The sequence below is a fragment of the Kribbella sp. NPDC055110 genome (assembly GCF_053607525.1).
The window spans coordinates 15,859-42,368 of the sequence record NZ_JBSGTS010000038.1; the positions used below are offsets into that span (position 1 = coordinate 15,859).

25 protein-coding genes are annotated in these 26,510 nt (G+C 68.6%); 10 read left to right on the forward strand and 15 right to left on the reverse strand.

The features are described from left to right. Positions 1 to 149: 149 nt before the first annotated feature. From ACWF0M_RS35260 to ACWF0M_RS35295, 8 genes are all read right to left on the reverse strand, one after another. Positions 150 to 1,775, reverse strand: a complete 1,626-nt coding sequence (locus ACWF0M_RS35260) for a dipeptide ABC transporter ATP-binding protein (RefSeq protein ID WP_452240093.1) — start codon at positions 1,773 to 1,775, stop codon at positions 150 to 152. Then, complete coding sequence (locus ACWF0M_RS35265) at positions 1,772 to 2,284, reverse strand: GbsR/MarR family transcriptional regulator (RefSeq protein ID WP_452240094.1); 513 nt, start codon at positions 2,282 to 2,284, stop codon at positions 1,772 to 1,774. The genes ACWF0M_RS35260 and ACWF0M_RS35265 overlap by 4 nt, the downstream gene beginning before the upstream one ends. Next, entirely contained in the window at positions 2,277 to 3,740 is a 1,464-nt protein-coding gene (locus ACWF0M_RS35270; protein ID WP_452240095.1) for a serine hydrolase domain-containing protein, read from the reverse strand. Before ACWF0M_RS35270 ends, ACWF0M_RS35265 begins: the two co-directional genes overlap by 8 nt. Beyond that, entirely contained in the window at positions 3,741 to 4,622 is an 882-nt protein-coding gene (locus ACWF0M_RS35275; protein WP_452240096.1) for an ABC transporter permease, read from the reverse strand. Further along, the gene (locus tag ACWF0M_RS35280; RefSeq protein ID WP_452240097.1) at positions 4,615 to 5,541 is read right to left on the reverse strand and encodes an ABC transporter permease; all 927 of its coding nucleotides are present in this window, start codon (positions 5,539 to 5,541) and stop codon (positions 4,615 to 4,617) included. The genes ACWF0M_RS35275 and ACWF0M_RS35280 overlap by 8 nt, the downstream gene beginning before the upstream one ends. Then, complete coding sequence (locus ACWF0M_RS35285; protein ID WP_452240098.1) at positions 5,541 to 6,917, reverse strand: M14 family zinc carboxypeptidase; 1,377 nt, start codon at positions 6,915 to 6,917, stop codon at positions 5,541 to 5,543. The genes ACWF0M_RS35280 and ACWF0M_RS35285 overlap by 1 nt, the downstream gene beginning before the upstream one ends. Continuing rightward, complete coding sequence (locus ACWF0M_RS35290; protein ID WP_452240099.1) at positions 6,917 to 8,503, reverse strand: peptide ABC transporter substrate-binding protein; 1,587 nt, start codon at positions 8,501 to 8,503, stop codon at positions 6,917 to 6,919. The genes ACWF0M_RS35285 and ACWF0M_RS35290 overlap by 1 nt, the downstream gene beginning before the upstream one ends. Positions 8,504 to 8,661: 158 nt before the next feature. Beyond that, positions 8,662 to 9,165, reverse strand: a complete 504-nt coding sequence (locus tag ACWF0M_RS35295; protein ID WP_131463626.1) for a MarR family winged helix-turn-helix transcriptional regulator — start codon at positions 9,163 to 9,165, stop codon at positions 8,662 to 8,664. A 32-nt stretch (positions 9,166 to 9,197) separates the two neighbouring features. Between ACWF0M_RS35295 and ACWF0M_RS35300 the strand changes: the two genes are divergently transcribed. The 4 genes from ACWF0M_RS35300 (at position 9,198) to ACWF0M_RS35315 (ending at position 12,325) form a co-directional block, all read left to right on the forward strand. Beyond that, complete coding sequence (locus tag ACWF0M_RS35300; protein ID WP_452240100.1) at positions 9,198 to 9,644, forward strand: DUF4231 domain-containing protein; 447 nt, start codon at positions 9,198 to 9,200, stop codon at positions 9,642 to 9,644. 31 nt (positions 9,645 to 9,675) lie between these two features. Further along, entirely contained in the window at positions 9,676 to 10,398 is a 723-nt protein-coding gene (locus ACWF0M_RS35305) for a maleylpyruvate isomerase family mycothiol-dependent enzyme (protein WP_452240101.1), read from the forward strand. Positions 10,399 to 10,474: 76 nt separating this feature from the next. Next, on the forward strand, positions 10,475 to 10,822 hold the full coding sequence (locus ACWF0M_RS35310; protein ID WP_452240102.1) for a YciI family protein: 348 nt from the start codon (positions 10,475 to 10,477) through the stop codon (positions 10,820 to 10,822). Positions 10,823 to 10,840: 18 nt separating this feature from the next. After that, complete coding sequence (locus ACWF0M_RS35315) at positions 10,841 to 12,325, forward strand: RNA polymerase sigma factor (RefSeq protein ID WP_452240103.1); 1,485 nt, start codon at positions 10,841 to 10,843, stop codon at positions 12,323 to 12,325. A 1,085-nt stretch (positions 12,326 to 13,410) separates the two neighbouring features. Here the strand turns inward: ACWF0M_RS35315 and ACWF0M_RS35320 are convergent. The 4 genes from ACWF0M_RS35320 to ACWF0M_RS35335 form a co-directional block, all read right to left on the reverse strand. Continuing rightward, positions 13,411 to 14,121 carry a PH domain-containing protein gene (locus tag ACWF0M_RS35320; RefSeq protein ID WP_452240104.1) on the reverse strand — a complete coding sequence of 237 codons (711 nt, stop codon included), beginning with the start codon at positions 14,119 to 14,121 and terminating at the stop codon, positions 13,411 to 13,413. 89 nt (positions 14,122 to 14,210) lie between these two features. Next, the gene (locus ACWF0M_RS35325; protein WP_452240105.1) at positions 14,211 to 14,369 is read right to left on the reverse strand and encodes a hypothetical protein; all 159 of its coding nucleotides are present in this window, start codon (positions 14,367 to 14,369) and stop codon (positions 14,211 to 14,213) included. Between the two features lie 296 nt (positions 14,370 to 14,665). After that, positions 14,666 to 15,622: a methylmalonyl Co-A mutase-associated GTPase MeaB gene (gene meaB / locus ACWF0M_RS35330; RefSeq protein ID WP_452240106.1), complete on the reverse strand. Its 957-nt coding sequence runs from the start codon at positions 15,620 to 15,622 to the stop codon at positions 14,666 to 14,668. Further along, a complete protein-coding gene (locus ACWF0M_RS35335) occupies positions 15,622 to 16,824 on the reverse strand; it encodes an acetyl-CoA C-acetyltransferase (RefSeq protein ID WP_452240107.1) in 1,203 nt (400 codons plus the stop codon). The genes meaB and ACWF0M_RS35335 overlap by 1 nt, the downstream gene beginning before the upstream one ends. A 126-nt stretch (positions 16,825 to 16,950) precedes the next feature. Here ACWF0M_RS35335 and mce point away from each other — a divergent pair, with 126 nt between their 5' ends. The 5 genes from mce (at position 16,951) to ACWF0M_RS35360 (ending at position 23,141) form a co-directional block, all read left to right on the forward strand. Next, complete coding sequence (gene mce, locus ACWF0M_RS35340; RefSeq protein WP_452240108.1) at positions 16,951 to 17,376, forward strand: methylmalonyl-CoA epimerase; 426 nt, start codon at positions 16,951 to 16,953, stop codon at positions 17,374 to 17,376. Positions 17,377 to 17,466: 90 nt separating this feature from the next. After that, the gene (locus ACWF0M_RS35345) at positions 17,467 to 18,381 is read left to right on the forward strand and encodes an anti-sigma factor RsbA family regulatory protein (RefSeq protein ID WP_452240109.1); all 915 of its coding nucleotides are present in this window, start codon (positions 17,467 to 17,469) and stop codon (positions 18,379 to 18,381) included. A gap of 136 nt (positions 18,382 to 18,517) precedes the next feature. Further along, positions 18,518 to 19,849 carry a crotonyl-CoA carboxylase/reductase gene (gene ccrA / locus ACWF0M_RS35350; protein WP_452240110.1) on the forward strand — a complete coding sequence of 444 codons (1,332 nt, stop codon included), beginning with the start codon at positions 18,518 to 18,520 and terminating at the stop codon, positions 19,847 to 19,849. A gap of 95 nt (positions 19,850 to 19,944) precedes the next feature. Beyond that, a complete protein-coding gene (locus ACWF0M_RS35355) occupies positions 19,945 to 21,777 on the forward strand; it encodes a transposase (protein ID WP_452240111.1) in 1,833 nt (610 codons plus the stop codon). Then, complete coding sequence (locus ACWF0M_RS35360; protein ID WP_452240112.1) at positions 21,774 to 23,141, forward strand: AI-2E family transporter; 1,368 nt, start codon at positions 21,774 to 21,776, stop codon at positions 23,139 to 23,141. Before ACWF0M_RS35355 ends, ACWF0M_RS35360 begins: the two co-directional genes overlap by 4 nt. Positions 23,142 to 23,258: 117 nt before the next feature. Here the strand turns inward: ACWF0M_RS35360 and ACWF0M_RS35365 are convergent, their stop codons facing one another. Next, positions 23,259 to 24,020, reverse strand: a complete 762-nt coding sequence (locus ACWF0M_RS35365) for a phytanoyl-CoA dioxygenase family protein (RefSeq protein WP_452240113.1) — start codon at positions 24,018 to 24,020, stop codon at positions 23,259 to 23,261. An 87-nt stretch (positions 24,021 to 24,107) separates the two neighbouring features. Between ACWF0M_RS35365 and ACWF0M_RS35370 the strand changes: the two genes are divergently transcribed. Then, the gene (locus ACWF0M_RS35370) at positions 24,108 to 24,962 is read left to right on the forward strand and encodes a helix-turn-helix domain-containing protein (protein WP_452240114.1); all 855 of its coding nucleotides are present in this window, start codon (positions 24,108 to 24,110) and stop codon (positions 24,960 to 24,962) included. Here the strand turns inward: ACWF0M_RS35370 and ACWF0M_RS35375 are convergent. Together ACWF0M_RS35375 and ACWF0M_RS35380 are read right to left on the reverse strand one after the other, a co-directional pair. Next, positions 24,931 to 25,689 (reverse strand): carbohydrate deacetylase, encoded by a 759-nt coding sequence (locus tag ACWF0M_RS35375; RefSeq protein WP_452240115.1) that lies wholly within the window; start codon positions 25,687 to 25,689, stop codon positions 24,931 to 24,933. The genes ACWF0M_RS35370 and ACWF0M_RS35375 overlap by 32 nt on opposite strands. Before the next feature lie 64 nt (positions 25,690 to 25,753). Further along, entirely contained in the window at positions 25,754 to 26,500 is a 747-nt protein-coding gene (locus ACWF0M_RS35380) for a PIG-L deacetylase family protein (protein ID WP_452240116.1), read from the reverse strand. Between the last annotated feature and the right edge of the window lie 10 nt (positions 26,501 to 26,510).

The following is a 26,510-nucleotide window of genomic DNA, read 5'->3' on the forward strand; positions in this document are numbered from 1 at the left end:
CGGTCCGCGGCCGCGCGCCGAGCGTGCCGGGCGGCCGGCGGCCCGGGTTGGTGAGTGCCGGACGTCCACCCCATCACAATTGCCGTCTCGCCGCCCCCTCCCGCGGGACGGGGCGCGAATCGGTCGATTGTGATGGCCTGGGGATCCGACTAGCCGGCCAACCTGAGCCCACGACGGCGGGACTGCTCGCGCGGGTCGGGGACGGGGGCCGCGTCGAGGAGGCGGACGGTGTACGGGTCCTGGGGTGCGCGGAGGACGGACTCGCGGTCGCCCTGTTCAACCAGGCGGCCCTGGCTCATCACGGCGACGCGGTCGCAGACCTGGTCGACCACAGCGAGGTCGTGGCTGATGAACAGGCAGGCGAAGTGCAACCGGTCCTGAAGCGAGCGGAGCAGCTCCAGCACGGTGGCCTGTACCGAGACGTCGAGTGCGGAGGTCGGCTCGTCCGCGATCAGCAGCCCGGGATCGAGCGAGATCGCCCGCGCGATCGACACCCGCTGACGCTGGCCGCCGGACAACTCGTGCGGGTACCGCCCGGCCCACGCCCCCGGCAGCTCAACGCTCTCGAGCAGCTCCTCAACCCGGCGACGGAGCTCGGCGCCACGGAAGCCGCGATGGACGGCAAGCGGCTCGCCGACGGACTGCCCGATCGTGCCACGCGGGTTCAGCGAGCCGGCCGGGTTCTGGAACACGACACCGATCCGGGCACGCGTCTTCCGGAGGTCGGACGCCGACGCGGAAGTGAGCGCCTGCCCGGCAACGTGGACCTCGCCGGACGTGATCGGTGCGAGACCGAGCACCGCCTTGCCGATCGTGGACTTCCCGGATCCGGACTCGCCGACCAGCCCCACGATCTCGCCGGGATTCAGCAGCAGATCCACGTGATCGACCGCCTGCACCGTCCGCCCGCGGCGACCGCGGTACTCGACCACGAGCTCGTCGATCCGCAGCGCCGGCACCCCCTCGTCCGCAACCGGGTCGGACACCCGCGCTCCGCCCCGCGGCACAGCATCCAGCAGCGCTCGGGTGTACTCCTGCGTGGGGTGATCGAACAGCTCGTGCACCTCGGCCGTCTCCACCACCGAGCCCGACCGCATCACGACGACCCGGTCGGCCACGTCTGCGACCACGCCCATGTCGTGGGTGATGATCATGATCGCGCCGGAGATCTTCGACCGCATCGCGAGCAGTACGTCGAGCACTTCCTGCTGCACGGTCACGTCGAGCGCCGTGGTCGGCTCGTCCGCGATCAGCAGCTCCGGGTCGCAGGCCAGCGCGATCGCGATCATCACCCGCTGGCACTGGCCTCCGGACAACTGGTGCGGGTAGTACTTCAGCCGGTTCTCGGGGATCTCGACCATCCGCAGCAACTCGATCGCCCGCTCGCGCGCCGCGCCCCGCGACAGCGTCGGCTGGTGCGCCCGGATCATCTCGACCAGTTGCGCCCCGATCGTGAACACCGGATCGAGCGCGCCGGACGGGTCCTGGAAGATCATCGCGATCCGCCGGCCGCGGAGCGCGGTGAGCTCGGCCTGGGACATCGCCAGTACGTCGGCGCCGCCGAAGCTGATCCGCCCGCCGGCGCGAGCGTTCGAAGGCAGCAAACCTAGCGCTGCTAGCGCTGTGACGCTCTTCCCGGAACCGGACTCACCCACGACCGCGAGCACCTCGCCCGGCCGAACCTCGAAGCTGATCCCGTCGACCGCACGCTGCGTCGTACCGCCGACCGTGAAGTCGACAGTCAACTCCTCGAACCGCAGCACGTCGTCACTCACTCGCCGCCCTCCTCGAGCTTGTCGCGGTGTTCCTGCCAGTCCGCGAGCATCTTGCGGTGGTACGACGCCAGCCACTCGAAGTAATTGCGCGCGTTCCGCAGTCGCTTGGCCGGACCGGGCATGCCCTCGGGGAGCTCGGCGAGCATGTCGTCGAACAGCTGCTGCTGTTTGCCGAGCGACCGCCGCTCCCCCGCCAGGAAGCTCCCCCAGACGTCGTCCTCGACCTTGAAGTAATGGTTGCGATCGCCCGGTACGGCGTGCCGCACGATGAACCCGAGATCGATCAGCCGCCGGGTTGCGCTCGAGATCGAGCCGGCGCTCGCCGACAGCGCCCGGGTCAGCTCGGCCGATGCGACGTACGGCTTGTTGCTCACCATCAGGTAGCCGAGGACGCGGCCCTCCATCCGCGGCGAGCCCGCCAGCTCTCGGAGCAGGGCGAACTGCTCGACGAAGTCCGCGCGGCGTGAGTCCTCCTCCCAGACGTCGTCCGGCATCGGCTCGTCACCCATCCTGACCTCCCACAACGACTCCCCCCACGGCTCCCGCGATCTGCGCCGTACGGCGGGCCCGGAACGCCTCGACCGGCCACCGCGAGCTTCCGCCGTACCGGACCAGCGACGGGCTGCCGTTGGCGTCAAAGGTGAACTCCACCTTCTCGCCGATCGATCCGAATCCCGCCGAAGGTACGACGGCCAGCGTGTTCTCGTCGACGACCTGGAGCTCCTCGTAGCTGTCGACCGGATCCGGCGCGGCCGGGAAGAACGCGACCAGGCGCCCGCCGAGCAGCGCGATGCTGATGACGCCCATCAGGTTCGCGAAGTTCCCGCAGAACCGTCGGGCGTCGATGTCGCTCGGCACCTGGGTACCGGCCGGGGGCTCGGCCGCGAGGTTCAGCAGCTTCACCACCCCCGAGGCCAGGACGCCCGCCGGCCCGCCGATGCAGTTGGTGAGCACCGACACGACGATCTGGTCGGCGGGGTCGATGAAGGTCCGGGTGATGTGCCCTGGGTACCCACCGCTGTGCCCGACCAGCCTGCGTCCGCCGATCGTGACGATGTCCATCCCGAGCCCGTAGCGCCCGATCTCACGTCCGTTGGCGTTCACCAGGCTCTCGTCCCGCTGCAGCAGCCGCTTGCTCGCATCACCGATCAGCTGATCCGCCCCGAAGAAGTGCGCGGCACCGTAGACGGCCAGGTCCTCGGCGGTCGAGTAGAACCCGGTGGCCGCCGCCATCGCGCGGGTGTCCACGTGCGGGATGACTTCGCGTACGTCGTTCCCGTCGAGCAGCCCGGTGTGCCCGCCGGCGTACTGATCGGCCCGCGCCCGCTCCCACTCGGCGCCGGTGTTGGTCAGGCCCAGCCGCTCCACGATGTTCGCCGCGACATAATCGCCGTACGACGACCCGCTCGCGGACTCGATCACCAGGCCGAGCAGCGAGTAGCCGATGTTCGTGTACTTGAAGTACTCGTTGCGCTCGAACACCTGACCGGCGGACCGGCACAGCTCGATCAGCGCGTCCCGGTCCGGGAACGGATCCATCAGCTGCCAGTAGTCCTTGTCCACGCCGTCCCGGATCACGCCTGCTTGGTGACCGAGCAACTCGCGCACGGTGACCGGCGCCAAAGCGCTCCCGTCCAGCTCGGGGACATAGGTGTCGATCGGATCGTCCAACCGGACCTTGCCCTGTTCGACCAGCTGCAGGATCGAGGTCGCCGTGAAGGTCTTGCTGTGCGACGCGATCCGGAACAGGTGGTCGGTGCGCAGCGGCGTACCGGCGACCTCGTCGCTGTGGCCGAGGGCGGTCGAGAGGACGAGCTCGTCGCCGACCCGGATCGCCGCTTGGACCCCGGGTGTCCGCAGGTAGCGACGTTGGTAGTCGAGCCAGCTCTCGATGGCCGGTGCGGCTTCCCGGGCGATGTGGATGTCGTAGGACAAGGCGGCGTCCGTTCTGTGATTGGTGGTCATTCAGGAGCGTCCCTTCGGGTTCACCGCGTCGCGGACCACGTCGCCGAGGGTGATCAGGCTCAGTACCGTGGCGGCGAGGAAGATCGACGGGTAGATCAGTGTGTGCGGCGCCTGCTGGAAGCGCGACTGCGCGGTCGCGAGCTGCAGGCCCCACGAGATCGACGGCGCGCGCAGACCGAGGCCGAGGAACGTCAGCGTCGACTCGGCCACGATCACGCCGCCGACAGTGAGCGTAGCGACCGCGAGCACCGGGCCGATCGAGTTCGGCAGCACGTAGTGGGTGAGGATCCGGGTGGTTGGGAACCCCATCGCCTTCGCGGCCTGGACGTACTCCGCGTCCCGGGTCGCGCGGACCGTTGTACGCACCATCCGGGCCAGGGTCGGCCACGAGAACACCGCGAGGACGAGCGACACCGACAGCACCGACCGCTTGCCGAGGCTGTTCAGTACGACGATCGCGCCGAGCAGGAACGGGAAGCCGAGGAAGACGTCGGTCAGCCGAGCGAGGATCGAGTCCGCCCAGCCGCCGACGTACCCGGCGATCGTGCCGACGCCGACGGCGATGACCAGGGCGGTCAACGTGCACACCAGGCCGACGGACAGCGATGCGCGGGCGCCGTGGACGACGTTCGCGTAGACGTCGCAGCCCTGGAGGTCCTGGCCGAACGGATGACCGGGTGAGGACGGGCGCGCGCTCGAAGAGATGTCGCAGGCGCGTGGGTCGGCGCTAGTGAACAGCTGCGGGACGAGCGCCATCAGAAACAGAACCGCTAGCACTGCTAGCGGAAGCCAGAAGAGCACGCGGCGGCGGACGGTCGCCCAGACACCACGTCGGGCGATGACATCCTCGTCCACGATCGGAAGGAGCACTGCGTCAGTCATGGCGGATCCTCGGGTCGAGGAGGGAGTTGAGCACGTCGACGACGACGCTGGTCAGCAGGAAGATCAGGATCAAGGCGGTCGCGATACCGACCACCGTCGGTCCTTCGTGCACCCGGATCGACTCGAACAGCAACTGCCCGACGCCCGGCAGGTTGAAGATGCCTTCCGTCACGACCGCCCCGCCGAGCAACGCGCCCAGATCGATCGCGAGATACGTCAGCACCGGGATCGCCGAGTTCCGCAGGACGTGCACGCCGATGACCCGGCGCCTGCTGAGGCCCTTCGCCCACAGTGCGCGGACGAAGTCGGAACTCATCGTGTCGACCACGCTCCCGCGTGTCAGCCGCGCCACCGCGGCCAGCCCGTAGATCGCGAGAACCGTTGCCGGCAGCAAGTACGACGTCGGCCAGCCGTCAGTCACGCCCGCGATCGGCAACAGCGACAGCTTCACGCCGAACACCAGTTGGGCCGTCACCGCCATCACGAAGATCGGCACCGACGCGATCAGGATCGTCAGGATCAGCACGCCGCGATCGATCCAGGTGTTCTTCCGCAGTCCGGCGATCAGACCGAGGCCGACACCGATCACGACCTGGATCACCCACGCCGTCAGCGCGAGCCGGATCGTCACCGGCCAGCGGCTCGCCAGCCGCTCCGCCACCGACCGGCCGCGGAAGTCGACGCCCAGGTCGCCGGTGAGCAGATGCCCGAGATAGCGCAGGTACTGCGACCAGAGCGGATCGTTGAGGTGATACAGATTCCGGATCCGTTCGACCACCGCCGGCGACAACGGCTGATCGCCGCCGAGACTGGAGATCGGGTCACCGGGCAATGCGAAGACGGCCGCATAGATCGCGAACGTGACGCCGAAGAACACCAGCACCAGCTCGATCAGCCGCCGGATCGTGAACCGCGCCATCAGTCGGCCCGCCTCCGCACCGCATCGAGCAGCGCTAGCGCGGCGGCGTACTGCACGCCGACCAGGTCCTTGATCGGAATGGTCCGCAGTTGCGTGTCGAGCGTCGCGGCCTCGTCCTGCCAATCGCGGTAGAGCTCGCGCAGACGTTTGGCCGGAGCATGAAGCGCGGCCGCAGCGCCACCGCGAGCGATTTCTCCTTCGACGGCGCGGACCAGCATCCCGCCGTACCGGAGCCGGAACATCCGGTTCGTGTCGAACAGGCCGAATGCCTCCGCGACGGTCGCACGCCTGCCCGGGTCGATCTCGGCCGCTCGCCGCCTGTCCCGCTCGGGCCGCCGGAACAGGTACGGCAGGAACGCGCTGATCCCGCGGACCAGCTGCGAGTCGTCCGACAGGTACGCCCGTACCTGCTGGAAGATCTCGTCCATCTCCCGCAGGTTCCGCTCGAGCTCGTCCGCCGCGTCCGCGAGCAGCTGACGGTACGACGCATCCGTCGACGACTCGTCGTCCACCGAGGGATGCGTCCAGTACGGCAACTCGGCGACCAGCGTGACCGTCCCGTGCCGTTCGGCGTACGCCGCCGACGAACCGCCCGATCCACTCGGTGTCGGCAGGCCCAGACGCTCGGCATAGTCGTACGTCGCCTTGGCCGAGATCATCTCGAACACCGCCGGACCGAGCGGACGCGCCACCGGCGTCTCCGGCTCACCGAGGTCGAGCGGCAACCCGAAGGACGCCGCCACCGCGTGCAGTTCGTCGACGAAACCCTCGAGCTCCTGCGTGACGTAGTAGTAGACGCCGCCGAGCTCGGTGTTGTGCAAGGAGACGGCGATGATCGGTTTCAGCTCGTCGATCACCCGCATCAGGGCGAGCGTCTCCGGCAGCACCTGGTCGAAGTACGCGTTCTTGTACTGGAACGGGAACGACCACTCGACCTGCTCGGCCGGCGCGGGCCGGTGGAAGTTCGCGCCGTAGTGGACCCGGGTGAACGGGCCGTCGAACCAGCCTTCGTTCAGGCGGGTGCCGTCCGGGTCGATACAGCCGATGATGTTCCAGCGACACGTCGCGCGGAGCTCCGCGTCCGCGCACAGATCCTCGGCCAGGCGGATCGCGGTCCAGAACCCGATCGGTTCGTTCGGGTGTACGCCGGCGTACACGAGGGCCTGGTCCGGGCCGTCGCCGATCGAGTACATCGTGATCGGGTCGCCGAGTCTCGACGTACCGATCCGTTTCCGGGTGACGAGGTCGGGATGCTCGTCGGTCAGGGCGTCGAGGTGGGCGGTGATCTCGTCGACGCCCGGGAAGTGGGTCAGGTCGGGGACGCAGTGCGCCCGCTCCAGGATCGCCTGGAGCGGGCCGTCGTTGGTTGCCGCCATCAACTGTCCGCCAGGGTGGTGTTCTCGAGTTCGAGGCTGCCCGCACCCTCGGCCAGCTTGGCGACCCGGTCCGAGGTCGCGTACGTGTACTTCTCGAAGAACATCGGCGGCGCCGGGAAGTCCTTCAGGATCGCCTTCTGTACGTCGACGTACCCCTCGATCGCCTTGTGCGGGTCGACCTGTGCGTCCGCCTTCGCGAGCAGCTGCTCGACCTGCGGGGTGTAGTACGGGATGCAGTTCACGCAGCCGCCGGCCTTTGTGTAGAAGGAGCGCAGGGTGTTCTGCTGACTGGCGTAGAGGGCGCCCCAGCGGGAGAAGTACGGGCCGCTCAGCTTCTTGTCGTTGCGCAGCTTCTGGAACTCGGGGAAGTCGGTGGTCGGGGTCGCGGTGACGTCGTTGATCCCGAGGTTCTGCCGGAGCTGGTTGGCGTAGGCGTTGTAGAGGTCGTCCAGGCCCGAGCCACCCGGGTAGCGGATCTCCATCGTGCCGGTCCAGCCGCCGGCCTCGGCCAGGAGCTGCTTGGCCTTGGCCGGGTTGAACGTGCACGGCTCGCCGCACAGGCCCTTCGGCGTACCCGGCTCACCCGGCGGAGTCAGCGCCGTCGCGGGCTCCCAGATGCCGCCGTAGATCACGTTGCTCACGGCCTGCCGGTCGATCGCCATCGAGATCGCCTGCCGCACCCGGATGTCCTGGTAGCGCTTGTCCCACAGCGGCAGACCGAGGTAGTTCATGCCCAGGCCCTGGAACACGTACGCGCGGTCGCCGAAGTCCTTCTTCACCTGCGCCATCCGGGCCGCCGGCACGAACAGGATGTCGGTGTTGCCGGCCTGTACGTCGGTGTAGGCCGTCGTCATGTCGGTGTACGGCTTGAACACGATCTCGTCGACGCTCGGCTTCGGGCCCTGGTAGCCGTCGTACCGCTTGACCGTCATCGGCTCGTTCTCGGTGTAACTGCCGACCATCTGGAACGGCCCGTTGCCGATCGGCTGCTTGGCGAACGCGTCGAAGTCCTTGTACGCCGCTTCGGGCAGCGGGAAGAACCCGGACTGCGCTTGCGACAGCTGCACCGGGAACTGACCGTCCGCGCTCTTCAAGGTGACCGTGAAGGTGAGGTCGTCGACCACCTTGAGGCCCGACAACTGGGTGGTCGTCGGCTTGCCCTTGGCCGGGTTGAGGGCGTCGTACCCGGCGATGTTGACGAGCTGGCCGCTGTTCTCCCAGGCGTTCGGGCCGTAGGCAACGGTGTTCCACGCCTTCACGTAGCTCTCGGCGGTGACCTTCTCGCCGTTGTGGAAGGTCCAGCCCGGGCGCAGCTTGACGGCCCAGTGCACGGCGTCGGACGACTTGACCGACTCGGCGTTCAGATAGGTCATCGATCCGTCGCTCTTGACGAAGGTCAGGCTCGAGAACAGCTCCTTGACCTGGGAGAACGCGATCGTCTGGCGACCGGGGTTGAGGGTGACCGGGTCGGAGACGGCGAACGAGACCGACTTCGTCGCGCCATCGGCCGACCCGGATCCGCCGCCGCCGGAGCAGCCGGCCAGGGCCACGGTGGCGGCGAGGAGAACAGCGGCAGCACGCTTCATGAGGTCCTCCAGGGACGTGTGCCGGCCTGCAGGGTGGCCGACTCGTCTCCGATCCTGGACGCTCGTCCCACTAACTGGCAATAGGGAAACTTGGGAAGTTTCAGTAGGAAATGAACTTTTAGCGCAGGCGTAACACAAGGAGCTGTTGGTCAAAGCCTCTAGTTGAAGTCGCCGGCGTTGTGGCGGAGGGGCTCGAGAACGGACCAGAGCATCTTGAGCTGGTCGTCGGTGAGTCCAGAGAGCGCGAAGTCGGCGGCGACCAGGTCGGCGGTGGCGCGTTCGACCAGGTCGCGGCCCTCGGGAGTGATCTCGCAGAGCACAGCGCGACCGTCGTCCGGGTGCGGCGTCCGGGTCACCAGCCCGGCCGCCTCCAACCGGCGGACGATCGAGGTCACCGACGTCGGATGCACCTGCAGCCGCTCCCCCATCTTCCCCAGCGGCAGCGACCCGCGCCGCGAGAAGGTCAGCAGCACCAGGGCCTCGAATCGGGCGAACGTCAGCCCGTGCTTGCGGAGGATTTCGTCCAGCTCGTTGATCACGATCTGCTGCGCCCGCATCAGCGACGTCACGGCGCGCATCTGCTCGACCGCACCCCACCGCCGCCCCCACTGCCGCGACGCCTCGTCGATCGGATCGAACGGCAACGCCCTCTTCCTGGCCATGAGCCGAACCTTAGCCCGACACTTGTCCCACCATGTCTAGGCTCAGAGATTCGGACTTTCCTGCTCTCGGGACCGATGCGCCCGCCGAGCAGCTGATCAGCATCCGCTTCCGGTGGTACGCCGCGCAGGCCCGGCGTGCCCGCATCTGGTACCGGGCGCTCGGCACCGTGCAGCTCATCGCCGCCCTGGTGATCGCCGTCTCGGTGGCCATCAACGCCCCCATCTGGCTCGCCCCGTCGCTGGGCGGTGTGATCGCGCTGGCCGAGGGAATCCGGACGTTGTTCGGGTTCAAGGACTCGTATCCGACGTACACGCGGACCGCGCAGGAGCTTCGGAACGAGGCCTGGCTCTACTCGCAGAAGGCCGGCCGGTACGCCAAGGCCGAGGAGCCGGTGAAGTTGCTCGCCGAGCGCGTGGTCGAGATCAGCTATTCCGAGACCCAGGACTGGGAGGCGGCTTTGAAGGCGCGGAGCGTCTGAAAATGTCCGCGGGCTCTGAGAAGGTGCGGGCATGAGATTTCTGGAGCACGTGCGGGCCGACAGCGCCCGGCTCGGCGAGGTGGCGCGAACCGGGCTCGACGCGCCCGTGCCCAGCTGCCCGGGATGGACGGTCGACGACGTGGTGCGGCACGTCGCGATGGTGTACGTCCACAAGGTCGAGGTTCTGAAACTCGGCGCCCGCCCGAAGCCGTGGCCGCCGGACTTCTCCGGCCTCACTTCCTTGGAGTGGTACGACGACGCGCGCAAGGCGATCGTCGACGCCCTGGAAGCCGCCGGGACCGAGACGCCGACGTGGACGTTCAACCCGCGCGACTCCACGTCCGGGTTCTGGTACCGGCGGATGGCGCACGAGACCGTCATCCATCGCATCGACGTCGAGCAGGCGCACGATGTCGTCACGCCGATCGACACCGAGCTGGCCCTCGACGGGATCGACGAGGTCCTCTACCCGACGCTCGGTGGACCGTGGTGGGAGGAGGGCGACACCGCCTACCCCATCGACGCGACCGTCCGGCTGACCGCGGCGGGCCGGTCCTGGACCGTGTACGCCGACGCGACGAGTGTCGACGTACGGCAAGGGGCTGAGGGGGACGCGGCGGCTGAGGTCTCCGGGGACCCGGCGCAGGTCTACCTGTGGTTGTGGGGGCGGGCCGGTGAGGATGCGATCGAGATGGTCGGCGATCCGAACGTCGTGCGGGCGTTCCGCGGGAGAATCTCGGAGGCGTCGCAATGACGATGTCCTCTTGCCGACGGGCTGTTCGTTCCTTTCACGAGAGACCACAGTGGTCTCAGCGAGAAGGAGGACTCCGATGGCGCAGTACCTTGCACTGACCTACACCGCTGACGTCGACTGGTGGGCGCCCGAGCAGGCCGACGAGCTGGCCGAGTACCGGAGGTTCGGCGTCGAGTTCGCCGAGCAGGTGAAGGCGAGCGCCGTCCTGCATCCGACCTCGACGGCAACGGTCGTCCGGGTCGAGGGTGCCCGCGGCGGGCCGGTGGTCACCACCGACGGACCGTACGCCGAGACCAAGGAAGCGCTGACCGGCTACTACCTGATCGAGGCCGAGGACCTCGAGGAGGCGGTGCGAGTCGCGGCCGAGATCCCGGCAGCCTGGGGCGGCGCAGTCGAGGTCCGGCCGGTGATCGCGGCCAAGTAGAACCGTGGACCAGATCCCGTGAACGCCGCACGCCGCACCCGCGAAGCCGATCCGCATCGTCCCGCGAACAAGCGGTCCGACGACCCTCCCGCGAACGAGCCGCACGACGATCGACCTGTGAGCGAGCGGTACGACGATCGACCTGCGAGCGAGCGGTACGACGATCGACCTGCGAGCGAGCGGTACGACGATCCTCCTGTGAGCGGGCGGTACGACGCGGTGGCCGAGACGATCCGGATCGAGGGGACGCGGATTCTCGCGAGCCTGATCCGGACCGTCGGCAACGTCCAGCTCGCCGAGGACGCGGTCCAGGAGGCGGCCCTGGCGGCACTCGGTGCGTGGCCGGTGACCGGCGCACCGCCCGAGCCGCGCGCCTGGCTGACCGTCACCGCCCGCCGAAAGGCGATCGACATCATCCGCCGCGAACGCGCCCGCACCGGCAAGGAACGAGCCGGCTCCGAACTCCTGGACCTCACCCGCCGCAACCCGGGCGGGCACCCATCCGACGCGGACCGCGCGCTCGACCCGGACGGTGCGCTCGATCCCGAAGACGTCGTTCAGGACGACCTACTGCGGCTGATCTTCACCTGCTGCCACCCCTCGCTGTCCCCACCGACCCGCGTGGCCCTCGCGCTCCGCACCCTCTGCGGCCTATCCCCCGCCCAGATCGCCGGCGTACTGCTGACGACCGAGGTCGCCACGACGAAGCGGCTGGTCCGCGCGCGCCAGAAGATCGCCGCCGCGCGCATCCCGTACCGCGTGCCGGCCGAGACCGACCTACCCGAACGGCTGCCCGCGGTCTGTGCCGTCGTACACAGCCTCTACACCGCGGGCCACGCGCCGACCGAGGGCGAGGCGGCGTACGACGTCGACCTGTGCGCGGAGGCGATCCGGCTTGCCGAGCTCCTGCACTCACTCCTCCCCGATCAGCCGACACCGACCGCGGTGCTGTCGCTCCTCCTCCTGACCGAGGCACGTCGACCGGCTCGCGTCGACGCCTCCGGAGAGGTGGTGACGCTCGATCTGCAGGACCGCTCGTTGTGGGATCAAGACCTCATCCGCCGTGGCGCCACGCTCCTCAACGACTCGCTGGAGCGGTCCGCGCGGCAGGCCGATGCGTACCAGTTGCAGGCCGCGATCGCGGCCGAACATGCGCGCGTACCCAGCTACACCGCGACCGACTGGCGCGAGATCGTCCGCCTGTACGACCTGCTGGTCGAGGTCTCCCCCAGCCCCGCCGCCGAACTCGCCCGCGTCGTCGCGATCGCCGAAACCGGCGACGTCGACACCGCCCTCGAACTGCTCGACGAGATCCCGCCCAGCTCACGCCGGCACGCCGTCCGCGGCGAACTCCTGGCCCGCCGCTCCCGCTACGCCGAAGCCGCCGACGAACTGCAGCAGGCCCTCGACACCGCCCCACCCAACCATCCCGAACGCCCCCACCGAGAACGCCGCCGCAACCACTTCCACCAGCTCGCCAACCACCACCGGCACGACACCTGAACAACCAACCGGCTCTAGCAACGCATGTGCAGGCACCAGGGTTGAGTCGGGACTCCCCGAGTAGCCGGGCCGAGCGCCCGGGCGCACGTCACGGCGCTGAGGCACGGAGCTGGATATCCCTCGTACACCAGCAGAGAACCCCAACACGAGGGGATATCCGACGGCGTTGTGCCTTCTCCGTTGGTACTAGAGGGGAGAACCCCCAACGCGAGGGGATATCCGGCTCTGGTGTCGGATGTGTGGGTGAGTTGCGGGCCGTGAGACAGGTTCTGGTGGGCCGGGACCTGGTATTTCCTGTGCACAGCACCCAGAGACGGTGTGTTCCCCCGGCAACCGGCCGACCACGGTCCCGTAGAGACGCGGTGCGACGCAATCTGCAGCTCGACAGTACGTATACGTCTACGACCCGGCACCGCGCACCGGGCGGCGGGCCGGACCGCGCGCCAGTGGACGTATACGTACTGTCGACCTGCACAAGACCCGCAGCACACACACGCCCGAGCCCAGGCGAGTGGGCCGACCAGGCCGATCAGTCCAGCCGGGATGACGGGAGCGACTGGGGACGTTGGCTGGTCGCTTCAGGTGGGTGGCAGTCCCCAGCTCGCACACCCACACCTGGCAGCCACACCGCCCCACACATCCGTCACAAGAGCCGGATATCCGGTCTTCTGCCGGATGGGTGGGTTTGGTGCCGGCTGGGTGATCGGGTTGGTGGTGGCGCGGCTGCTCGCGGCGGGGTGATGTGCACGCTCGACAGGTAGTGCACCGGCGAGACGGTGTACGCGCGGGGGCGTTCACGCTCAGGTGCACTACCCAGACACCCGACACATCCTGTCGAGCGTGCACATCACGCCAGGCCCGGCACCCGCTCCAGAACCCCGTCGACCCACCCACACGTCAGTCGCAAGAGCCGGATAACCGTTCTCTTGGGCTTCATGCGGGGCCTGCGCCCTCGGTTGCCTGCGGAGACTGGAGTGGGAACAGGAGTTGGTGGGTGGGGACAGGAAATGTCAGGTGTCAGCACTCCATGGCCTGTTCCGAGTCCCGGATGCGGACTCACCCGTACGACCGGAGATGCCGGCGGACTACTCGTTGTCGGTCCAGTTGCCGCGTTCGCTGTTGAAGATGGATTTCGAGGAGGGTGGCGAGGCGGGACGGGACGGGTGCGCGGCGGCCGGAGCTGGTGTGCTCGCGGTGACCTCCTGGGCCGAGTCCATTCCGATCGGGCCGGTGCCGTCGTCGTCGGAGTCCTCGTCGCCCTGCAGTACGTCGACGCTCGCGGAGGCACGCAGGCCGGTGCGCTGGATGACGCGCTGAATGGTCAGGTCGCGGTCGTCGGGCCGGCTGACCCACTTGATCTCGCGGAAGCCCTGGTCCTGCGCGGCCGACTCGAACACGAAGTGGCCGTAGCCGAGCATCCGCCCGATGATCGGCTTCTGCAGCGTGATGTCGAGGACCCGGGCGATCGGGGTGGTCGCGACCGTCTGCGAGAAGACGCCGCGGATCCGCATGACCCGCATGTTGGTGACCACGAACCGGTCCCGATGCTGGGTGAGGAACTGCCAGAAGGCATGACTGAGCAGCACCAGAACGATCGCCAGCAGCACCGGCTGCCCGCCGATCGCGGTGGTGGCCATCGTCAGCAGCAGCGCCGCCGCGAGGACGACCTCGAGCATCGGCACCGTGAACACCACCCAGTGGTGCCGCACCTCGTCGATGACGACTTCGCCCTCGTCCGAGATCAGATGGCGCCGGACCTTCGGGTCGAAGATCCGGAACAGGCCAATTCCGGCCATCCGTTCACTCCCCTGTCACGCTGTTGTGTGACCCCGTACGACTCAAGTGTCCCGCACTACTACAGCCAACGGGACACAGAGGCGGCAGATCAGCTGAACAGCGCCGTCAGGAAGGTGATGACACTTCCGAACGCGGTACCAACGGCCGAGAACGCGCCACCTACCGCGCCCGCCGCGTTGGCCGGCTGAGTGAAGAGATAGAAGCCGGCAAAGGCGATGAGCGACCAGATCAACAACTTCTTCGGCATGTCGCCACTCCTTGTTCCTAACCACTCGGTCGACTGTGTCTGAGTTTGTATCACGGACCGTGACCAATTGTCACTGACTGAACACAGCCCACCGCACAATGCTCACCAGCCACAAGGTCCATTCTGTAACGGATCCGGGGGCAAGGCAGCCATCGGCGCGCCGCCCTGAGACGCGGATCGCCGTACCCGGTGGAAATCCTGCGGCCTTTGCCCGAATTCGGCACAACTTCTGATGAACGAAATGCAAAGACACCATGTGACACTACGTGGTCGATTGTTCCATGGCGAGACAAGTGTCACAAAGCGGCGATCAACTCGTCGGCCGCCGAATACGGGTCGGTGCCGCCGTCCGCGACCTTCGCTGCGAGTACGTCGAGTCGCGCGTCCCCGTGCAGGTGCGCGAACCGGGCCCGCAGCGCGGTCGTGGCGATCGCCTCGATCTCGTCCCGCGCGCGACTCCGCCGGCGCTCGGTGAGTACGCCGTTCCCGCGCATCCACTCCAGCCGGTCCTCGATCGCCTGCACCACCTCGGCGACGCCCTCGTTGCGGGACGCGACCGTCTTGAGGATCGGCGGCAACCAGGCGCCCTCGGACCGCTCGGCGAGCGCCAGCATCGACCGCAGGTCCCGGGTCACCGACTGGACGCCGTCCCGGTCCGCCTTGTTCACGACATAGATGTCGCCGACCTCGAGGATCCCGGCCTTGGCCGCCTGGATGCCGTCACCCATGCCCGGCGCCAGCAGCACCAGCGTCGTGTCGGCCATCCCGGCGATCTCCACCTCGGACTGCCCGACCCCGACCGTCTCCACCAGCACCACGTCGAACCCGGCCGCGTCCAGCACCCGCAGCGCCTGCGGCGTCGACCACGACAGCCCGCCGAGATGCCCGCGGGACGCCATCGACCGGATGAACACCCCGCGGTCGGTCGCGTGGTCCTGCATCCGCACCCGGTCCCCGAGCAGCGCGCCGCCGGAGAACGGCGACGACGGGTCCACCGCGAGTACGCCGACGCGCTTCCCGGTCTCGCGGTACGCCGACACGAGGGCCGACGTCGACGTCGACTTGCCGACCCCGGGCGAGCCCGTGATGCCGACGATGTGCGCATGACCGGCGTACGGCGCCAGCTCGGCCATCACCTCGCGCAGCAGCGGCGACTCGTCCTCGACCAGTGAGATCAGCCGCGCGACGGCCCGGGACTCACCCTCCCGGGCCCGCCCAACCAACTCACCGACCGGCGCGGTCCTGCGCGGCATCAGCTCTTCGGGACGCGGACGATCAGCGCGTCGCCCTGGCCGCCGCCGCCGCACAGTGCGGCCGCGCCGACGCCACCGCCGCGACGGCCGAGCTCCAGCGCCAGGTGCAGCACGAGGCGCGCGCCGGACATCCCGATCGGGTGGCCGAGCGCGATTGCGCCGCCGTTCACGTTCACCTTGTCGTCGCCGACCTGGAGCTCGCGCGCGGACGCGATCCCGACCGCCGCGAACGCCTCGTTGATCTCGATCAGGTCGAGGTCCGCGGGCTGGATGCCTTCCTTCGCGCACGCCTTCGCGATCGCGTTGGCCGGCTGGCTCTGCAGCGACGAGTCCGGCCCGGCGACCGAACCGTGCGCGCCGATCTCGGCGATCCAGCTGAGCCCGAGTTCCTCGGCCTTCGCCTTGCTCATCACGACGACCGCACAACCGCCGTCGGAGATCTGCGACGCCGATCCGGCCGTGATCGTGCCGTCCTTGCCGAACGCGGGCCGCAGCTTGCCCAGCACCTCGACCGACGTGTCACCGCGGACACCTTCGTCGCTGTCCACCACGATCGGGTCGCCCTTGCGCTGCGGGACCTCGACCGGGACGACCTCGTCGGCGAACAGTCCGTTCTTCCAGGCCTCGGCGGCGCGCTGGTGCGAACGGGCGCTGAACTCGTCCTGCTCCGCGCGGCTCAGCTTCTGGCGCTCGTTGTTCGCCTGGTCCGTGAGCGCGCCCATGGCCTGGTCGGTGAACGCGTCCCACAACCCGTCGTACGCCATCGAGTCGACCAGCGTGGTGTCGCCGTACTTGAAGCCCTCGCGGGACTTCGGCAGCAGGTGCGGCGCGTTCGTCATCGACTCCATGCCGCCGGCGACGACGATCTCGTACTCGCCGGCGCGGATCAGCTGGTCGGCGAGCGCGATCGCGTTCAGCCCGGACAGGCAGACCTTGTTGATCGTGATGGCCGGCACATCCATCGGGATGCCGCCCTTGACCGCGGCCTGGCGGGCGGTGATCTGACCGCCGCCGGCCTGCAGGACCTGGCCCATGATCACGTACTCGACCTGGTCCGGCGCGACGCCGGCCTTCTCGAGTGCGCCCTTGATCGCGAACCCGCCGAGCTCTGCTCCGGTGAAGCCCTTGAGGCCACCCAGCAACCGCCCGATCGGGGTCCGTGCACCGGCGACGATGACGCTGTGGTTCCGCGTGTCAGACATGCCGTCACGATACCTGCGACCGCACTGGTACGCCGCTGCTCGATGACGTCAGACGGGTCACACGGATGGTGTCGGCTGGGCCACTTTCGATGGTCTCGCGGGTACGTCGTGCGCCACGCTGGCGGGATGGATCAGCTGTTCGACGCGATCGACCACGTCGGCATCGCGGTGCCCGACTTCGACGAGGCCGTCCGGTATTACGCCGACGTGTTCGGCATGACCGTGGCGCACGAGGAGATCAACGAGGAGCAGGGCGTCCGGGAGGCGATGCTCTCGGTCGGCGACTCGGGTTCCTCGATCCAGTTGCTGGCGCCGCTGTCGGACGCCTCGCCGATCGCGAAGTTCCTCGATCAGCGCGGTCCGGGCATCCAGCAGCTCGCCTACCGGGTCCACGACCTCGACGCGGTCTCGAAGGTCCTGCGCGAGCGCGGCGCCCGCCTGCTGTACGACGAGCCGAAGCGCGGCACCGCCGGCTCCCGCGTCAACTTCGTCCACCCGAAGTCAGCCGGCGGGGTCCTGGTCGAACTCGTGGAGCCGGCCACCCCGCACTAGGGTCCAGGCGCAGGGTGACCAGGCGGGACCTGGGCGTGACGGCGCGCTATTCGAGTCTCGTCGGCCTCGTTGGCGGACTACGCTGATCGGGTGCTGAAGGACAGCGCCACCGACTCCTTGCACGGTGCGCCGGCCGGATTCCTGCACGACGCCTTTGTCCACGTGTCGGACGAGGAGTTCGTGCAGCGCTCCGCTGCGTTCGTGCAGGAGGGTCTGGCGGCGGGTGAAACCACCGTGGCCGTGTTACCGCCGGAGCGGATCGCCGTACTGCGCGACGCTCTCGGACCGCTGCAGCATGAGGTCCGGTTCGTCGACATGACCGTTGCCGGGGGCAACCCTGCGCGGCTGATCCCGTACTGGCGGGGCGTCATCGAGCAGCATCCCGGACCGGTGCGCGGACTCTGCGAGCCGGCATACCCGGGACGCAGCGCGGCGGCGTACGACGAGGTGCTGCTGCACGAGGCGCTGTCCGACATCGCGTTCGCGCAGGACCGGGAGTTCCGGCTGTACTGCGGGTACGACGCGTCCGTCGGCATCGACCCGACCGTCACGCATTCCGGTGCCACTCGGTCGACCGCGGATGGCCTTGCGGAGAAGGAGTTTCGGATCGCGCTGGACGACGTACCGGATCGGGCCGAGCGGTGGGAGTTCGGGGCGGACGAGCTCGGGCAGATCCGGCAATGGCTGAGTGGGCAGGCGGCGTCGCACGGTGTGTCACGGGACCGGCTCGAGGACCTGTCGCTGGCGTTGCACGAGATCTGCACGAACAGCATCCGGTTCGGCGGCGGGCGCGGGCGGCTGGCGGTCTGGATCGCCGATGGCACGCTGATCTGCGACGTACAGGACTGCGGGCGGATCGACGACCTGCTCGTCGGACGGGTGCTGCCGCCGCTCGACGGGCTCGGCGGGCGGGGCGTCTGGCTCGCCAATCAGCTGTGCGACCTGGCGCAGTTGCGGTCCGGGGACGACTTCACCCAAGTACGACTGCACACCAGATTGCGTTGATAAGACCACTGACAACGGTGGACTGCAAAAGTGACGGTCGTCTCAACCGTCCTCCAGTGTGTTACACGGCACAGCCACGCGCGCATACTCGACGGTAAGTTCCGCTCACCCAGACCGCCGCTTCAGGAGGTACGACGTGAAGCAGATCCTCGACGCGATCCTTGCCGGTGACAGCGCCGCCGTCGGCGAGCTCGACGTACCGGACCATTACCGCGGGATCACCGTGCACGCCGACGAGGCGACGATGTTCGAGGGGCTGGACAGCAAGGAGAAGGATCCGCGCAAGAGTCTGCACCTCGACGACGTACCGACGCCCGAGCTCGGGCCGGGTGAGGCGCTGGTCGCGGTGATGGCCAGCGCGATCAACTACAACACCGTCTGGACGTCGATCTTCGAGCCGGTGTCGACCTTCTCGTTCCTGAAGCGGTACGGGAAACTGTCGCCGCTGACGGCCCGGCACGACCTGCCGTACCACGTGGTCGGCTCCGACCTGGCGGGCGTCGTACTGCGGACCGGACCGGGCGTGAACGCGTGGAAGGCGGGCGACGAGGTGGTCGCGCACTGCCTGTCGGTCGAGCTGGAGTCGCCGGACGGGCACAACGACACGATGCTCGACTCCGAGCAGCGGATCTGGGGTTTCGAGACGAACTTCGGCGGTCTCGCCGAGATCGCGCTCGTGAAGTCGAACCAGCTGATGCCGAAGCCGGCTCACCTGACGTGGGAGGAAGCGGCGTCGCCGGGGTTGGTGAACAGTACGGCGTACCGGCAGCTGGTGTCCGCGAACGGTGCCAACATGAAGCAGGGCGACGTAGTGCTGGTCTGGGGCGCGTCCGGCGGTCTCGGTTCCTACGCGACGCAGTTCGCGCTGAACGGCGGCGCGATCCCGGTGTGCGTGGTGTCGTCGCCGGAGAAGGCCGAGATCTGCCGCGCGATGGGCGCCTCGCTGATCATCGACCGGTCCGCCGAGGGGTACAAGTTCTGGAAGGACGAGCACACCCAGGACCAGAAGGAATGGAAGCGGTTCGGAGCGCGGATCCGGGAGCTGACCGGCGGCGACGACCCCGATATCGTGTTCGAGCACCCGGGGCGGGAGACGTTCGGGGCCTCGGTGTACGTCGCGCGGCGCGGCGGGACGATCGTGACGTGCGCGTCCACGTCCGGCTTCATGCACGAGTACGACAACCGGTACCTGTGGATGAACTTGAAGCGAATCATCGGCTCGCACTTCGCCAACTACCGCGAGGCCTGGGAGGCCAACCGGCTGATCGCCAAGGGGATGGTGCACCCGACGGTCAGCAAGGTCTACCCACTCGAGGACACCGCGCAGGCGGCGTACGACGTCCACCGCAACCTCCACCAGGGCAAGGTCGGCGTCCTCACCCTGGCCCCCACCGAAGGCCTCGGCGTCCGCGACCCAGCCCTCCGCGAGCAGCATCTGACCGCAATTAATCGCTTCCGCAACAGGTAGTTGCCGCCGACTCCCGATTGGCTGGTTTCGGGTGGGTTCTGACAGGCTTATGGTGGGGGATTCACGCTGAGCCGCCAGAAGGGAACCTCGGGAGAATGCCTGACGAGTCGAGCCTGCCGTTCTTCGACCGCACGGCGACAGCGGCCGGGGGCTTCCCGGTCAGTCGCCGCGGGTACGACAAGCAGGCCGTGGACGACTATGTCCGCGCGCTGGAGATGCAACTCGGCGAGGCACGCAACCGCGCCGACGAGCTGCAGCAGAGTGTCGCGCCGATGCAGCACCAGCTGGCGGAGACGCGTCGCCAGCTCGAGGCCAGCGCGAACCCGTCGTACGCCGGTCTCGGCGACCGGGCCGCGCAGATCCTGCGGCTCGCCCAGGACCAGGCGTCCGAGGCGCTGGAGGAGGCCAAGCGCGAGGCCGAGGAACTCCGCGCGAACGCGGCCAAGGAAGCGGCCGCGGCGCGGGCGACCGGTGACCGCGAGGCCGAGGACATCCGGACCGTCGCGCTCAACGAGGCGGACAGCATGCGCCGTACCGCCGAGGGTGACGCGGCCGAACTGCGGCGTACGGCGGAGACCGAGGCGGCCGAGGTGCTGCAGGCAGCCCGGCGGAAGTCGGAGCAGCTGCAGCTGACCGCCGAGTCGCAGGCGAGCACGCTCAAGAACGGCGCGCTGCACGAGGCCGAGAAGATCCGGACCGCGATCCAGCGCGAGTCGGCGGCGCTGCGGGCGCGGCTGGCGGACGAGCGCGAGCAGCAGGCCAAGGAACTGGCCGACAAGCACCAGCAGATCGCGGCCGACACCGACAGCCTGACCACCCAGATGAAGGAGGCCGCCGAGGCGTCCGAGCGCCGGGTGGCCGAGGCGACCGAGCAGGCCCGCAAGATCCGCGCCGAGGCCGAAGAGTCCGCCGAGCGGACGCTGTCCCGCGCGCGCCGGGAGGCCGAGCAGCTGCTGACCACCGCGCGCACCCGCGCCGAGGCCGAGCTGGCGAACGCCGCCGACGAGGCGGAGCGGTCCCGTACCGTCGTCGCCCGCGAGACCGAGCGCCTCGCCAAGCGCCGCGACGGCATCCTCACCCAGATCGCCGGCCTGAACGAGATCGCCAGCAACATCGCCCGTCAGGCTGCCGAGCTGGACTCGGAGACCGCCGCGGCCCCGTACGTGAACCCGTTCGCCCGCCCCGCCGAGTCCCCCCGTCCCCCGGCAGGTGCGACCGGCACAGGCATCGGCAGCCCCTTCGCGGCCGAGCCCTCCACCACGTTCCCCTCCGACCCGCCCACCTCGGGCACCACCTTCGAGTCCTCCGCACTCGGCTCAGCTCCGGCTGGCTCGGGTTCGCTTGGCTCGCCTCCGGCTGGGTCGGGTGCATCGGAGGTTGGGGATGACGAGAGCCCTTTCCCGGCGGCGACGGCGGCTGACAACCCGTTCCCGGGGGCGACGCCGGCCGCGGGCCTGTCGACGGGATCCTCGCGCGAGTCGTCGTACGACACCGAAGGACCGTTCACGGGTTCCAGCCCGTTCGTCGGCATCGGCGCCGGGGACGCCCGCGTCGACGAGACCCGGATCGACACCGGCCTGCGCATCGACCCGAAGGACGCCCCCGACCTCGCCGGCACGAGCAGCAGGACCGCCGGCGGCCCGGCCGACCCTGATGCCGACGCCGCCGACCTCGCCGAGCTTGCCGCCCTCGCCGACGATGCCGACCTTGCCGAGACCGCTGACTCCAAGGATTCGGACGGCGACGAGGAGCCGAAGGACTCGACCATGGTGGACGAGTTCCGGCTGAATGACCTCGCGAGCGACGACACTCGGGTCCAGACGCCGCGCTCCAGCTCGGCGAAGTCCTCCGACGACGAGTCGTCCGCGGACGACGAGAAGACCGATGCGGCCACCTCGAGCGCACGATCCCCGAAGGACAAGATGTGACGCCAGCCGGCGACGACACCTCCACAGCGACCCCCGACCAGGACCTCGCCGACGCCACGCGCGAAGCGAAGTCCGCCGCCGCGGAAGCCCAGGCCGCCGCCGGCAAGAGCGAACAAGCCGCAACGAACGCCGCCACCTCAGCAGACAAGGCCGACGAGTCCGCCGAGAAGGCCGACGCCTCTGCTGACAAGGCGAACGAGTCCGCCGACGAGGCCGACGCCGCCGCTGACAAGGCTGCTGCCGAGGATGGAGAGGACGGCGACACCAACCTCGCGGACGAGCTGCTGATCGAAGAGCGGCACCCGTCGGTAGGGATGGGTACGCCGGGTCCGCCGCTGCGCCGGGGGAACCCGTTCACGTTCGGGTTCTTCGCCGCGCTCGGCGTACTCGTCGCGTTGGGTCTGTGGAACGCTGCCGGCCAGGCCCGCTCGGTCCTGATCCTGCTCCTGGTCTCGATGTTCATCGCGGTCGGTCTGAACCCGCTGGTCGAGTGGTTCATGCGCCGCGGCCTGAAGCGCGGCCTGTCCGTCGGCGTGGTGTTCCTGCTGATGATCCTCGCGGTCGCCGGCGTCGGGGTCGCGATCGTCCCGGTCGTCAGCGACCAGATCAACAGCCTGATCAAGAACGCCCCCGAGTGGCTCGACCTGCTGACCAAGTCGAGGACCCTCAACGAACTCAACAACAAGTACCACTTCATCCAGAAGGCCCAGGAGTACATCCAGGATCCGGCGCTGGCGCAACGCGCGTTCGGCGGCATCCTCGGCGTCGGCAAGGCGGTCGCGGGCGCGCTGTTCAACACGTTCACGATCCTGGTCCTGACGCTGTACTTCCTCGCCTCACTCCCGTCGGTGAAGCGCGCGGCGTACAGCCTCGTCCCGCGCACCCGCCGTACCCGCGTCTCGATCCTCGGCGACGAGGTTCTCGGACGGGTCGGCGGCTACGTCAGCGGCCAGTTCCTGGTGGCGCTGACCGCCGGCGTCATGATGTTCATCTTCCTGGAGATCGTCGGGCTGCGTGAGTACGCCGTGGCGCTGGCGATCGTGGTGATGTTCTGCGACTTCATCCCGATGGTCGGCGGCCTGATCGGCGTCGTCGTGGTCGCCCTGATCGGCTTCACCGGCGGCGTCGGGATCGGTATCGCCTGCCTGATCTACGGCATCATCTACCAGCAGGTCGAGAACTACGTCGTGGCACCGCGCATCATGCGCCGAGCCGTCGACATCCCCGGTGCCGTCACCGTCATCGCCGCCCTCCTCGGCGGCGCCCTCCTTGGCGTCGTCGGCGCCCTCCTCGCCATCCCCTCGGCCGCCGCCATCCTCCTCATCATCCGAGAAGTCTGGGTCCGCAAAGCCGACGCCTCCTAACCCACGAACCGAACAACTTGGGGAGGGTTACCTACCCGATTCGGGTAGGTAACCCTCCCCAACCGGCTTGTCTACGGGCCGATCCGCGGATCGGCCCGTACACCAGCTAGACGGTTTTCAGGTGGTGACGTCGAGGATGAAGTGTTGGGCGGGGGTTAGGCGGGTGTAGGTGTTCAGGCGGATGTAGGCCTGCTGGTCGAGTTGCTGGGGTAGGTGGCGGCGGGTGAAGTAGGAGTGGAGGGCTCGGCGGGGGTTGTTGGTGTGGTTCTGGGTGCCGCCGTGCCAGAGGTGGCTGTTGAAGATGACTACCGTGCCTGCCTGGCCGAGTAGTTGGATCTGGTCGGGGTGGGCGGCGGCGGGGTCGGGCATTTCGTCGCCGGGCATGGTGCCGCGTCGGTGGGAGCCGGGGACTACTCGGGTGGCACCGTTCGACGGGGTGAAGTCGTCGAGGAGCCAGATCGAGTTGCACACCTCGTACTGGCCGGGTTCGACCGGGTGATCGAAGTCGGCATGCAGCGCCTGGTGGCCCTTGCCGGGGAGTGCCGCGCGACTGTTCAGCGACGACAGCCGGAAGTCGCCCAGCACGTGCCGCATCGCCGCCAGTACGCGCGGGTGGCTGAAGCACACCTCGAACCTCGGGTCCTTGTTCACCAGGTCCGACAGCCGGTCCGCGCCCCGCTCTTGATGCACCTCGCGGCCGGCCCGATCCCCCTCGGCTGCGGTCAGTTCGGCCAGCCGTTCGTTGATCGCCGCCACCTCCTCCGCAGCGAGAATCCCCTGCAGCGGAAGGAATCCGTCGCGGTCGAGCTGGTCCTTCTCGTCCTGCGTGAGTACGTCGTCCGTCACGCCGAGCTCGCGTAGTGCAGTCGCCATATCCATAGCGCAGTGCTCCTTCACAAGATGCACGAATCGATGCCAGCATCGTTGCGTCGTACCAGGGAATCAATGCAGGAGGCGACAGGGCTTATGCACAAATCGCCACGACTGCTCGGCGCCGGCGTACACACGGCTGCGCCTGGCAAGGACTACCCGTCGCACGCGCACACGTCCTGGGAGCTTGTGTACTACGTTCGCGGCCGGATCACCTGCCCCGTCGGCGACGTGACGTACGACGCCACGCCCGGCACCGTCCTCCTCACCCCACCGCGCACGTGGCATGCCGAGCAGAGCCGCACCGGATACGCGAACCGCTTCCTCCAGGTGGACGCCGCCGCCACCCACCCGTGGCCGCGCCTCTGCTACGACGACGCCGACCACACTCTGGGCCGGGTCTTCGACGCCCTGGTGCGCGAGAACATCGAGGAACTCCGGGCACTCCTTCTCGCCGAACTTGACCTCCGCCTCCGCCGCGCCGCCAGCCCACCGCCGACGCCCGCTGAACAGCTGGTCGCTCAAGCGGAGCAGCTGTTCGAGGAGCAGTTCGCCGCCGGACTGCGGATCGCCGACGTCGCCGCCGGTCTGGGGATTTCCCCCTCGGGCCTGCGTGCCGTGTTCACCCGGTTGCGCAACACCAGCCCCCAGTCAGCGCTGCAGGCCGTCCGCCTCCGCCACGCGCTCTCCCACATCCGCAACTCGACCCTCCCACTGCAGGCGATCGCCGAGCTGACCGGCTACAACTCCGTCAGCCACCTCTCCCGCCACGTCAAGGCCGCGACCGGCAAACCACCCGGCGCCCTGCGCTCCACAGAAGCCCGCTCGCCGAGTCGTGGCAAATGGTTGAGACGCCGTACGACGAGTCGTGAATATCGGCTCGACCCGGCAGCCGATATTCACGACTCGGCGGAGGATGTCAGTCGGCGAAGGCCTCGCGGACCGTCGTGAGTTGGATGGATCGGTCGGCGATGGCCTGGCGGATTTCGGGGTCGGTGACGATTGCCTGGTCGGACAGGCGGTATTCCTCGGCCCAGCGATACGTGTATGAGCCGGGGCGGTGAAGGGCGGCGAGTTCAGGCTCCGCCGCCGCGCAATGCGTGACGAGCAGGTGCACGCCGGGCGTCAGCTTGTCCAGATACTCGAGCACCCAAGGCTTCTTGTCCACGGCGTCCCGGTCGCTCAACGTCTCGATCGATCCGAACCGCTTCGCTTCCTCAGGCCCGTAGATGAACGGCTTCCCGAGCGCCGCCGATACCTCGTCGTACGCCGCCGGCGCCGCCTGCCCCATGTGTACGTCGAGATACTCGAGCGCCAGCCCTTCCGCCGCGAACTTCGCCGCCTGCGCCGACAACTCCCGCACCGCGTCCGCATGGCTCACCGCGGCGCGCGATTCCTCGACCGTACGCCGGAACGTGCCGTCCTCCCCCACCAACGTCGCCCCGTCCGTCAGCGGGCGCCACCGCAGGAAGTCCCACTCACACGTCAGCGTCTGATGCACTCCTACCGGGATGGCGAACTCACGCGCGAGCGCCGCCGCCTCGGTGAACCACGGACAGGCCGCCATGGTCGACGCCTGCGTCAAGATCCCTTCGCGAAACGCCTGCACCGTCCCCACGTTGACCGCATGACACATCCCGAAGTCGTCACCCTGAACAACCAGCCGGACTTCACTCACGCCTACTCCCACCATCCGCTGACAGAGCCAACCACGACCCTACGGCCGACCGCCGACAGATCTCCTATGGTCCGGCAAGTTTGGTGACCTCTGGGGACTGGTTCGTTTGGAACGCGCACGCCCTCGGGTACGAGGCCAGGCAGCCGCGCGTGGTCATCAGTGCGGTGTAGTAGTCGATGTACCGGAACCCGTACGTCTCGCCGCGCGCGAACGCCTGGTGCCGGATCGCGGACACCCAGCGGTAGAAGGCTTCCTCCGGGATCGGGACGTACAGCGAAGGCGTGAAGCCCTCCATGTCCTCCCAGTTCTCGGCGTGCAGGAACGAGCGCACACCGTGCCGCGGCAGCGCGGACAGCTTCTCGGCCAAGGCGGCGTACGGCGTGATGGCGGCGAAATCGTCGGCGGGGTCGATGGGCAGACCGGCCAGGAAGCGAGCGCGTTCGGCGAGTACGGCGGTGTGTTCGTGATCGCGGTGGATGGAGTGCTTCCAGTGCGTGATGATCGTGTCGGGTTGCTTCTCGCGGATGATCTGGGCGAGCTGCAGGGCCACGTCGTCGGTGTCGGGGAGGAAACCGTCGCTGTTGTCGAGGACCAGGAAGTCCGCGCCGATCGCCTCCGCGAACGCCGTACCCTCGGCGATCTTCTGCTTCTTGTACTCGGCCGGCGTCAGCCGCGGGTGCCCGCGCTCCCCCGGCGTCAGCGCGACGATCGTCGCCGACGCGCCCTCCAGGACGAGCTTGGCCAGCGTCGGCCCGGCGGTCAGGTCCATGTCGCCGATATGCGCACCGACGGCGAGCACTGATCTGGTCACGAAGGTCTCC